The 10,232-nt window shown below is 67.1% G+C and carries 9 protein-coding genes; 3 read left to right on the top strand and 6 right to left on the bottom strand.

Translation table 11 applies throughout. From position 1 onward, the window contains the following. The coding region (hrpA, locus tag GX543_RS15560; RefSeq protein ID WP_290853219.1) for an ATP-dependent RNA helicase HrpA at window positions 1-3,247 on the bottom strand (3,247 nt) is incomplete at its 3' end. Between the two features lie 102 nt (window positions 3,248-3,349). On the opposite strand from hrpA, the gene GX543_RS15555 reads away from it, so the two are divergent. Then, complete coding sequence (locus tag GX543_RS15555; protein ID WP_290853217.1) at window positions 3,350-3,820, top strand: SRPBCC family protein; 471 nt, start codon at window positions 3,350-3,352, stop codon at window positions 3,818-3,820. Here GX543_RS15555 and GX543_RS15550 read toward each other — a convergent pair. Together GX543_RS15550 and arfB are read right to left on the bottom strand one after the other, a co-directional pair. Then, a complete protein-coding gene (locus tag GX543_RS15550; RefSeq protein WP_290853215.1) occupies window positions 3,817-4,428 on the bottom strand; it encodes an AAA family ATPase in 612 nt (203 codons plus the stop codon). The two genes, GX543_RS15555 and GX543_RS15550, sit on opposite strands and share 4 nt — an antisense overlap. Before the next feature lie 269 nt (window positions 4,429-4,697). Beyond that, window positions 4,698-5,138, bottom strand: coding sequence for an alternative ribosome rescue aminoacyl-tRNA hydrolase ArfB (gene arfB / locus GX543_RS15545; protein WP_290853213.1), 441 nt, complete (start codon window positions 5,136-5,138; stop codon window positions 4,698-4,700). Between the two features lie 73 nt (window positions 5,139-5,211). Between arfB and GX543_RS15540 the strand changes: the two genes are divergently transcribed. Continuing rightward, window positions 5,212-6,252 (top strand): DUF2804 domain-containing protein, encoded by a 1,041-nt coding sequence (locus GX543_RS15540; protein WP_290853212.1) that lies wholly within the window; start codon window positions 5,212-5,214, stop codon window positions 6,250-6,252. A gap of 109 nt (window positions 6,253-6,361) precedes the next feature. On the opposite strand, the gene GX543_RS15535 is transcribed toward GX543_RS15540, so the two are convergent. After that, window positions 6,362-6,898, bottom strand: coding sequence for a carboxymuconolactone decarboxylase family protein (locus tag GX543_RS15535; protein WP_290853211.1), 537 nt, complete (start codon window positions 6,896-6,898; stop codon window positions 6,362-6,364). 53 nt (window positions 6,899-6,951) lie between these two features. Next, entirely contained in the window at window positions 6,952-7,539 is a 588-nt protein-coding gene (locus tag GX543_RS15530; RefSeq protein WP_290853208.1) for a peroxiredoxin, read from the bottom strand. A 138-nt stretch (window positions 7,540-7,677) separates the two neighbouring features. On the opposite strand from GX543_RS15530, the gene GX543_RS15525 reads away from it, so the two are divergent. Next, window positions 7,678-8,622, top strand: a complete 945-nt coding sequence (locus tag GX543_RS15525; protein WP_290853207.1) for a hydrogen peroxide-inducible genes activator — start codon at window positions 7,678-7,680, stop codon at window positions 8,620-8,622. Window positions 8,623-8,672: 50 nt separating this feature from the next. On the opposite strand, the gene GX543_RS15520 is transcribed toward GX543_RS15525, so the two are convergent. Continuing rightward, window positions 8,673-10,232 (bottom strand): DUF3516 domain-containing protein (locus GX543_RS15520; RefSeq protein ID WP_290853205.1); only part of this gene is annotated, 1,560 nt, incomplete at its 5' end.

The raw sequence follows: 10,232 nt of genomic DNA, 5'->3' as shown, positions 1-10,232 counted from the left end.
CCGACAGGTCAGCGAAGTCGGCCGGAGTGCGCAGACCTGCGAGGTTCTTCTCGTCGGTCACGGCATCGAGGATTGCGCGATACGTGCAGTCGGCGAGCAGTGCGTCGATGTCGCGATACGGGTTCTGACTGAGCGAGAGTTTGGCGGCGGGGCCCAGACTGGTTGCGAGTTTGCGGCTCGGGGGCGCGATGGTCTCGCGGAGCAGTTCGATGGCCGCGGCTCGGATGCCGTGATCGCGTTCGGTCGTGGTCGCAGCCGTCGCGAGGCGGACGCCCTTGCCGGGAACGGCTTGCAACGTCGGATATCGGGTGATCTGCTGGCCGGCCACCGTCGCGGTCTCCGACTCCGCGAGGGTGCCGAGACCGTCGGCCTGCCAGGCTCGATGCAATGGTTCCGATGCGGTGCCCGCCGCACCGCCGTCGAGATCCTCGCGCAGCGCGGCGAGCCGGTCTCCGCGGGCGATCACCGCGCCCTTGTCGTCGATGATCGCGAAGTGCATGTGCAGGTGCGATGGCACGTTCTCCGGGCGGAAGTCGCGAGCGGTCAAGGTGACGCCGGTGATGCTCGACAGCTCTCGGGACAGGCCGGCGAGGAGCGGTTCGCTGCGGGCAGTCAGTCGGCTGAGCGCCAGGTCCGCGTAGCGCGACGCGGGTGACATCGACTTGCGGAGGCCCTTGGGCAGGGACTTGATCAGCGCGGTCGCCAGCTCGGTGCGCATGCCGGGCACCGACCAGTCGAAGCCGCTGTCGCGAACGTGCTTGAGCAGCGGGCGGGGGATGACCACGGTGATTCCGTCATCGGGAGATCCCGGTTCGAAGTGATAGCGCAGTTCGAGTTTGGTCTCGCCCTGCAGCCAGGCTGCGGGGAAGTCGGCGGCCTTGGGCGCGTCGGCGTCGGTGAACTCTTCGGGCTTGAGGTTGAGCAGCGTCGGGTCGGCACGGCCGGCCTTCTTCCACCACGAGTCGAAGTGACGGGTTGAGACGACGTTCGCCGGAATACGGGCCGCATAGAACTCGAAGAGGTCGTCGTCGGAGATGCGCAGATTGCGGCGGCGCGCGCGCTGTTCGGTTTCCTCCGCCTCGCGGAGCAGTTCGGCATTGTGCTTGGCGAATGCGTGTCGGTTGTTCCACCGGGCGGCCACGAGCGCCTCGTGAATGAAGATCGCGCGGGCCGTCTTGGGGTCGATGGGGCCGTAGTTGACGCGCCGTTGCGCCACCAGGGGCACACCGTAGAGGCTGACCTTCTCGTGTGCCATCACGGCACCGCGGCGGGTGGACCAGTGCGGCTCGGAGTACGTGCGGGTGACCAGGTCGCCGGCGATCTCCTCGACCCACAGCGGGTCGACGGAGGCCACCGTGTGCGCGAACAGGCGGGACGTCTCGACGAGTTCGGCCGCCACGACGAAGGCGGGCGGCTTGTTCGCCAGGAACGAGCCGGGGAAGATCGCGTACTTGGTTCCGCGGGTGCCCAAGAAGTCCCGGGTATCGCCCTGACGCGCGCCGACATTGGTCAGCAGGCCGGTCAGCAGGCTGCGATGGACGGCGGCGGCGTCGGCTGCGGTGTCCGGGATCTGCCATTTGAGGTCGCGCACGGTACGCGTCAGCTGGCGATGGAGATCGAGCCATTCGCGGATCCGCAGGTAGTGCAGGAACTCGCGCTCGCACATTCTGCGGAACTGATTCCCGGATAGTTCGTCGCGCTTCTCGGCGAGGTACTGCCATAGCTTCACCTGTCCGAGGAATTCGGAGCCCGGTACGGCGTGACGACGGTGGGCGGCGGTCGCGGCCTCGCGTTTGTCGGTCGGGAACTCGCGGACATCGGGGAGCGCGAGTGCCGCCGCGATCACGAGCATGTGGTCGAGGCAGCCGTTCTCGTGGCCGGCGACCAGCATCCGGCCGAGGCGCGGGTCCACGGGCAGGCGGGCGAGTTCCTTGCCGACCTTGGTCAGCCGGGCGGTGGCGGAGTCGATCTCGGTGACCGCGCCGAGTTCGGACAGGAGCGTCATGCCGTCGCGGATGGCACGGGGATCGGGTGCCTGTACGAAGGGGAACTCGGTGATGTCGCCGAGTCGCAGCGACAGCATCGAGAGGATGACGGCGGCCAGGTTGCTGCGAAGGATCTCCGGGTCGGTGTACTCCGCCCGCGCGTCGAAGTCGTCCTCGGAGTACAGCCGGATGCAGATGCCGGGCGCCACGCGACCGCAGCGGCCGGCGCGCTGGCGGGCGCTGGCCTGCGACACCCGTTCGATCGGGAGCCTGGTGACCTTGGTGCGCGTTGAGTATCGGGAGATGCGGGCGGTGCCGGAATCGATCACATAGCGGATGCCCGGCACGGTCAGTGAGGTCTCGGCCACGTTGGTGGCGAGCACGATGCGGCGCCCGTTCGACGGCGCGAAGACCCGCTGCTGCTCGGCGACCGACAAGCGGGCGAACAACGGAACGATGTCGGCGTCGCGGCGCCGCTTGAGCGCGTCTGCGGTATCGCGGATGTCGCGCTCGGTCGGCAGGAACACCAGGATGTCGCCGCTGCCCTGCGCCGAGAGTTCGGTGACCGCGGCATCGATCGCCGCGATCTGGTCGAGATCGTCGTGGTCGGAGTCGTCGGTCTCGCGGGGGCGGTAACGGATCTCAACCGGGTAGGTGCGCCCGGAGACTTCGAGGATCGGGACCTCGTCGACCGGCCCGGCGAAGTGCTTGGCGAATCGGTCGGGCTCAATGGTCGCCGAGGTGATGATCAACTTGAGATCGGGACGTCGCGGAAGCAGTCGACGAAGGTAGCCGAGCAGGAAGTCGATGTTGAGGCTTCGCTCGTGGGCCTCGTCGATGATGATCGTGTCGTAGCCCGACAGGGAGGGATCGCGTCCGATCTCGCGCAGCAGGATTCCGTCGGTCATCACCTTGACCAGCGTGTTCTTGCCGACCTTGTCCGAGAAGCGGACCTGGAACCCGACGGCGTCACCGATCTCGGTCTCGAGTTCGTCCGCGATGCGCTTGGCGACCGAGGTCGCAGCGATCCGACGAGGCTGGGTGTGACCGATCGAGGTGCGGCCCAACTCCAGACAGATCTTCGGGAGCTGGGTGGTCTTGCCCGAGCCGGTCTCGCCCGCGATCACGACGACCTGGTGGGCCGCGATCGCCTCGGCGATCTCGTCGCGGCAGGCGCTGACGGGAAGCTCCGGGGGATAGGAGATCGTCAGTGTGGAGGTCGGGCTGGACGCTACTGAGCCAGAAGAGATCGAGGCAGACATGATGACAGCGATTCTACTGGTGAGGGAGAATGCGCTGATGAGCACCGACACCAGAAGCAGCCGAGCAGTTCCCGCAGCGCCCTTCGTCGTCGGGCGGTCGTCGTGACGACCGACCGTCCGTCCGACCGGGTGGTGGTTGCCGAGCGCGTGATCGCCGCGCCGCGCGAGGTGATCTTCGAACTCATCGCCGATCCGGCACGACAACCCGAGTGGGACGGCAACGACAACCTCGCCGGTGCCGATCCGGGGCAGCGGGTCCGTGCGGTGGGCACCTCCTTCACCATGCGTCTCACCAAGGCCGGTGCCGTGCGCGAGAACGTGATCGTCGAGTTCGACGAGGGGCGACTGATTGCGTGGAAGCCGTCCGAGGTGGGCAGTCCGCCTCCCGGGCACCTGTGGCGCTGGGAGTTGTTCGACGATGAGCGTGGGACGCGAGTGGTCCACACCTACGACTGGTCAGATCTGCACGACGCCAAAAGAGAGGTTCGCGCACGCGCGACGACGCCGGCGCGTCTCGCTGCCTCGATCGAGCGGTTGGCCGCCGTCGCGGGCGGAGCAGCGGACAGCGACTAGAAACGGATGTGCCTCAGGGAGGTGTGCAACTGCCGCACCTTCGAGGCGGCAATCGACTCTCGGCCACGAGGAAGGTCTACGTGGACGGTGGCCGCCACGGCTTCCACCACCTCGTCGAGCGATCGATCATCGGTGTCGACGTGTGCCCCGAACATCGGGTCCGCCAGCGCCGACGTGCAGCGAGGAATCTGCGCGATGGCCCACGACTCGTCGATTCCGAGCAGCCGCGAGGCGATGGCAGGGGTGCGTCCGCCGAGCCGTCGATGAAGCGTTTCGGGCGAGGCGCTGAGCGTGACGTGCCGGAGATCGACCATCGCACGGCGGAGGGTCCCGACGATCTCGTCGAAGTACTTCGGCGACACCAGGGTCATCGGAACGATGATGGGGCCGACGGCGTCGCGATCTGCCTGCGCGAGGGTTTCGGCGACGGCCGATCGCCACTGTGGGCGATCCTGGAAGTCGTCTCGCTGCGCCGGCGGCAGCATGCTGTGAATCGCGTGGCCGACCAGCTCGGGATCCGCCACGTGTGCGTCACACATCCGCCGAGCGAGGGCTGCCGCCGTCTGTGTCTTGCCTGAGCCGAACGCTCCGTTGAGCCAGATGATCACCACTGCGACGGTACCGAAGCCAAGTCGGTAAATCCGTTGCCGAGTGCCCCGGGCGGGCGTAGCGTTCGAATGGTCAACGGGAAGGAGGTGGTCGAAGAAATGATTCATTTCAGGACCGAGGAGGTGGCCGCCGGCTGACTGACAGATTCTGTCAGTCGACGGTCGCCCACCTGAAGTAGCGGCAGACCCCGGATACGGTGACGTTCACCGGCCGGGGTCTGTTCGCGTTCTGGTCCGGCCCCCGCTCCAGCTCGTGGTCAGTCAGTCAGTCAGTCAGTCTTCGGTCGCTGGCGGTTCGCCTTGACAGCTCCGCGCCGAGTTTTGGCGTCGAGGCGGCGTCGTTGCGAGCCCTTGGTCGGCCGTGTGGGTCGCCGGGGCGTCGGCGGGGCGACGGATTCGCGGAGCAGGTCGGCGAGGCGTTGTCGGGCTGCGACGCGGTTGCGCCGCTGGGCGCGCTCTTCCGAGGCCGCGATCGTGAGGACGCTGCCGTCGAGTCGCGTCGCGAGATGGCGGAGCGCCCGGGCGCGCTGGGCGTCGTCCAACGCCGTTGTCGTCGCCAGGTCGAGGCTGAGTTGCACTCGGGAATCGGTGGTGTTGACCCCCTGTCCTCCCGGTCCCGACGATCGGGAGAACAGCTCCGTCAACTCGGCTGCGGGGACCCGGAGGCCGCGCGGCGCACCGGGACCCGGTGCGGTGAGGAGATCGTTCATGCCGACCATTCTCGCCGGGCGGGCGCCATCTGGCGAATGAGATACTCGTCGGCATGACTCCGGTGGCAGACGCATGAACCACGACAGTCCGGCGAATGCTGAGCGCGAGCTCACCGAACGGGTGTCGCTGACCGGCCCGGACGGGCGGCTGAATCGGGCGGCGGTCGGCTTCGCTCGGCGACCGCTCGTCGACACGGCGGGCATCGGTCGCGGCTCGCGGTGGACGGGCCGGCACGGGCTTCTGCGCAACAAGCGATGGGAGTACTGGAATGTCATCACCCCGACGCATATCGCTGCGCTCACCGTGTCGTCGATCGATTACGCCGCGGTGCACGAGGTGTGGGTCTTCGATCGGCGGACGGGGGAGGAGGTCGGGAAGGCGGCGACAGTCATTCCACCGCGCGGGGTGGAACTGCCCCCGAGCCTCGGTGACGGACCTGCCCGGGCTCGTGCCAAGGGACTGACGATCGACATCACGCCCATGCGCGATGGAGGCACCCGTCTGCGGGCCGTGATCGCTGACGCGGAGATCGACGTGACGGTCCGCCGAGCTGCGGGGCACGACTGCCTGGCTGTGGTGGTGCCGTGGAGCGACACCCGCTTTCAATACACGGTCAAGGACGTCGCGTTGCCTGCGTCCGGAACGCTGACGGTCGGCGGGGTGATGCACGTTCTGCCGGAAGGACAGTCGTGGGCGGTGCTCGATCACGGGCGCGGACGTTGGCCGTACGACATCACGTGGAACTGGGCTGCCGGTGCGGGCCGGACGCACGGGCGGACCATCGGTCTGCAGTTCGGCGGCAAGTGGACCGAGGGCACCGGCTCCACTGAGAACGGAGTCGTGATCGACGGCCGCCTGCACAAGATCGGATCGGAGTTGCGCTGGGACTATGCGACGGACGACTTCCTCGCTCCGTGGCGGATCTCCGGAGGCGGCCTGCAGGCCGAATTGACGCCCTTCCACGACAAGCGGACTCGGACGAATTTCGGTGTGCTCTCCGGTGCCACCGATCAGTGTTTCGGAATCTGGTCGGGCACCTTCGACACGGGCGACGAGGTCGTCGAGTTCAACGGACTGGTCGGCTTCGCCGAGCACGTCCACAACCGCTGGTAGCCGCCGGGAATGCATCCGGGGCTGTCCCGGAAAACGCAGAGTGCCCCACCGGAGAACCGGTGGGGCACAGAGCCTCGCAGGGCTGCAGAGTTTCTAGACGTCTGCGTACTTAGACGCCTGCCGTCGCGAGCGCCTCGGCGGCGTCGATCGCCTGGCCGACACCGGCGACGATCGAGGCGGCCTTGAGCGCCTCGAACACGACCTCGCGGTCGTGGCCGCCTTCGCGGACGACGTTCTCGTGTGCGCCGACGCAGTGCTCGCAGCCGTTGACGGCGGAGACCGCCAGCGACCACAGCTCGAAGTCGGTCTTGTCGACACCGGGGTTGCCGATGATGTTCATCCGCAGGCCGGGGCGCAGATCGTCGTATTTGCCGAGGTAGCCGCGACCGCGGTAGAAGACGTTGTTCATACCCATGATCGAAGCAGCGCCCAGAGCGGCGTTGTACGCCTCCTCCGACAGATTGTCGGCGGCCTCGTCGGCGATCTCACGCAGAACGGTGGCGTTGCGGGTGGCTGCGGCGGTGGCCAGCAGCGTGCCCCACAGCTGCTGCTCGTTCAGCACGGTGGTGCGGCTGAGCGAGCTGAGGTTCAGCTTGAGATCCTTGGCGTACTCGGGGAGTGCGTTCTTCAGGTTGTCGATGCTCACGTCGATCGAATCCTTCGAGTGGTGTGGCGGTCAGGTGTCGGGGGTGGCCCGAATCAGACGCCTGCGGTCATGAGCTCGCCGGCGTCGATGGTCGGGTCGCCCTTCTTCCAGTTGCAGGCGCACAGCTCGTCCGACTGCAGGGCGTCGAGGACGCGGAGGACCTCGTCGACGTTGCGGCCGACCGAACCGGCGGTCACGGAGACGAACTGGACCTCGTTGTTCGGGTCGATGATGAAGGTTGCGCGGTCTGCGACGCCGTCGGCGTTCAGGACGCCTGCGGCCTCGGCCAGCTCACGCTTCAGGTCCGACAGCATCGGGAAGGGGAGGGTCTTCAGGTCCTCGTGCTGTGCACGCCACTGGAAGTGGACGAACTCGTTGTCGACCGACGCGCCGAGCACCTGTGCGTCGCGATCGGCGAACTCGTCGTTCAGCTTGCCGAAGGCAGCGATCTCGGTGGGGCAGACGAAGGTGAAGTCCTTGGGCCAGAAGAAGACGACGCGCCACTTGCCTGCGTAGTCATCGCTCGTGACCGTGGTGAAGTAGTCGTCCGGCTGCTGTGCGTCAACCTTGGAGAGGTCGCCGCCGATGACAGCGGTGAGGTTGTAGGCCGGGAACTGGTCGCCGATGGTCAGAAGAGCCATGGAAATACTCCTTCAATGCGGATTTGTGTTGCGAGAGAAAAGATCTGGGCTCAGAGACTGTGGTCTCCGGCTGCACAATCCATTCTGCCCGAAACCCAATGAAAAGCAAATGCGATAGTAGTCACTATATTGATAGGTATGAGCGATCAAAGTTATCAACCGCCGATCACCGCGCTGCGCGCCTTCGTCGCCGTTGCCAAGCACCTGCACTTCGGTGCAGCGGCCGCCGACCTGGGTGTCAGCCAGCCGTCGTTGTCGCAGGCCCTCGCCGGTCTGGAGACCGGGCTGGGGCTCAAACTCGTCGAGCGAACCACCCGCCGCGTGATGCTTACCGCGGAGGGACGCCGCCTGCTCGGCTCGGCCATTGCGGTGTGCGATGCGGTCGACGATTTCGTCCTCGACGCCGCGGGCGATCTGGACCCGCTGTCGGGCGCCATTCGGCTGGGATTCATCCCGACGATTGCGCCGTACATCCTGCCGCGGGTGCTCCGCGGGCTGGCCGACCGTCGCCCGGGGCTCGAACTCCTGGTGGTGGAGGATCAGACCGACCGACTCCTCGGGCAGCTACGTGACGGCGTGCTCGACGCGGCGGTGCTCGCGCTGCCTGCGAATACCCCCGGGATCGGCGAGATCCCCATGTACACAGAGTATTTCGTTCTCGCGCTGCCGCAGGGGCATCAACTCGCCGACCGCAAGCGACTGTCCCCGAAACTGCTGGAAGACCTGCCGCTGCTGCTCCTCGACGAGGGGCACTGCCTGCGTGATCAAGCGCTCGAAGTGTGTCAGTTGGCTGGCGTCTCACCCGATGTGCGGCAGACGCGGGCGGCGTCGCTGACGACCGCCGTGCAGTGCGTGGAGGGCGGCCTCGGCGTCACCTTGATTCCGCAGACCGCGGTGGCGGTCGAGACGGCGGCGGGAGGGCTCGCGACGGCCGAGTTCGCACGTCCACGGCCGGGCCGCACGATTGGACTCGTCTATCGCGAGTCGTCGGGACGCGGTGACGCGTACCGACAGTTGGCCGCCGACATCCGTGACCTGGTGGCGGCGAGTGGTGCCGTGACGCCGGTGATGGAGGCCCAATAACCGACGGCCCAATAACCGAGGGCCCAATAACCGAGGGCCCAGTAACCGGGTCAGGCGTCCTGCCCCGTCAGAGCTTCCCACTCGTCGATGAGGCTGGAGTCGACGCCACGGATCAACGCGCCGAGTTCGTCGGTGATGTCTTCGATCTCGTCGGTGACCGCCGACATCGGCAGGCCGCTGTTGAGGGCCCGGTAGCAATCGGTGAGGTAGCGCAGCACGACGCCCTCGCTCCGCGCGAGCCCGAGGTCGGAGATCAGCTCCGCGAACGTCATCGACCGTTCGCGCATGTACCGCAGCACCGACTTCGGCGACGGCGGCGTGTTGGCGAGCCAGGGGTGGCCGCGGCGGTAGGTCTCGTACGCGAACCCGATCTCCTCGGCCAGCGGCTGGGGCCAGGTGATCTCCTCGAGGCGTTCCATCCGTTCCTCGTACTCGATGCCGTCGGCCTTCATCTCGCCGATCGCGGTGTCGCGTGCTTGTTTGCGCTGCGCCATCAGAACCTGCCGGGGGTCGTCGAGCGTGCACTCGAGGATCGAGATGACGTCGAGCGCGTAGGTGTCCGAGTCGGTGTCGAGCAGTTCGAATGCGGCCACTGCGAATGCAGACAGCGGGTTGGTGAGCGCAAAGTTCTCGGGCAGATCGATGGAGAGCTCGACGTGCTTGCCGTCGGCGGCGGGCCGGTCGAGTTTGGTGACGATGCCTGTCTCTCGGAGGTCCCGATACAGCGCGATCGTGTGCTTGATGTGGCGCAGTTGGCGCGACCGCGGCTCGTGATTGGTCTCGAGCAGGTGACGGAGCGCGGCGAAGCAGTCGCCCGGTCGCTCCAGCACTTCCATCAGCATCGAGGTGGTCATCCGGAAATGCGATTTGAGTTCCTCGTCGGGCGCGTCGACGAGCGTGGTGAAGGTCTGCTCGCCCCAGCTCACGAAACCCTCGGGGGCCTTGCGCCGGACCACCTTCTTGAGCTTCTTCGGGTCGTCGCCGGCTTTGGCGACCGCTCGCGCGTTCTCCACGTCGTGCTCCGGCGCCTGCGCGACCACGTAGCCGACGGTGTCGTAGCCCGCGCGTCCGGCGCGTCCGGCGATCTGGTGGAACTCACGGGCGCGGAGCCGCCGGACGCGATGGCCGTCGTACTTGGTGAGGCCGGCGAACAGCACCGTGCGGATCGGCACGTTGATGCCGACGCCGAGGGTGTCGGTGCCGGCGACCACCTTGAGCAGTCCCGCTTGGGCCAGTCGTTCCACCAGCCGTCGGTAGCGGGGGAGCATGCCTGCGTGGTGCACGCCGATACCCGATCGCAGCAGCTTCGACAGCGTGCCGCCGAAGCCGGTCCGGAAGGCGAAGTCGCCGATCGCCTCGGCGATGGCGGCCTTCTCCTCCTTGGTGCAGATCTTCACCGACAGGAGCGCCTGCGCTCGTTCGACGGCTGCCTGCTGCGTGAAGTGCACGATGTAGATCGGTGCCCGACCGGCATCGACGAGTTCGGCGATCGTCTCGTGGATGGGTGTCATCGCGTAGCTGTGCATCAGCGGCACCGGACGTTGGGCGCCGGTGACCGGGACCGTCGGCCGGCCGGTGCGTGCGGTCAGGTCGTCGACGAAGAAGTCCAT

Source organism: Gordonia sp. (in: high G+C Gram-positive bacteria), assembly GCF_012515855.1.
GTDB lineage: Bacteria > Actinomycetota > Actinomycetes > Mycobacteriales > Mycobacteriaceae > Gordonia.
Note: the sequence above shows the minus strand (reverse complement) of the source record. Positions and strands in the feature narration are given on the sequence as shown.

Coding starts and splice junctions, on each gene's coding strand:
- arfB (WP_290853213.1), bottom strand. CDS start 5,138: ATGAACGATCTCCTCACCGCACCGGGTCCCGGTGCGCCGCGCGGCCTC.
- GX543_RS15540 (WP_290853212.1), top strand. CDS start 5,212: ATGAACCACGACAGTCCGGCGAATGCTGAGCGCGAGCTCACCGAACGG.
- GX543_RS15530 (WP_290853208.1), bottom strand. CDS start 7,539: ATGGCTCTTCTGACCATCGGCGACCAGTTCCCGGCCTACAACCTCACC.
- GX543_RS15525 (WP_290853207.1), top strand. CDS start 7,678: ATGAGCGATCAAAGTTATCAACCGCCGATCACCGCGCTGCGCGCCTTC.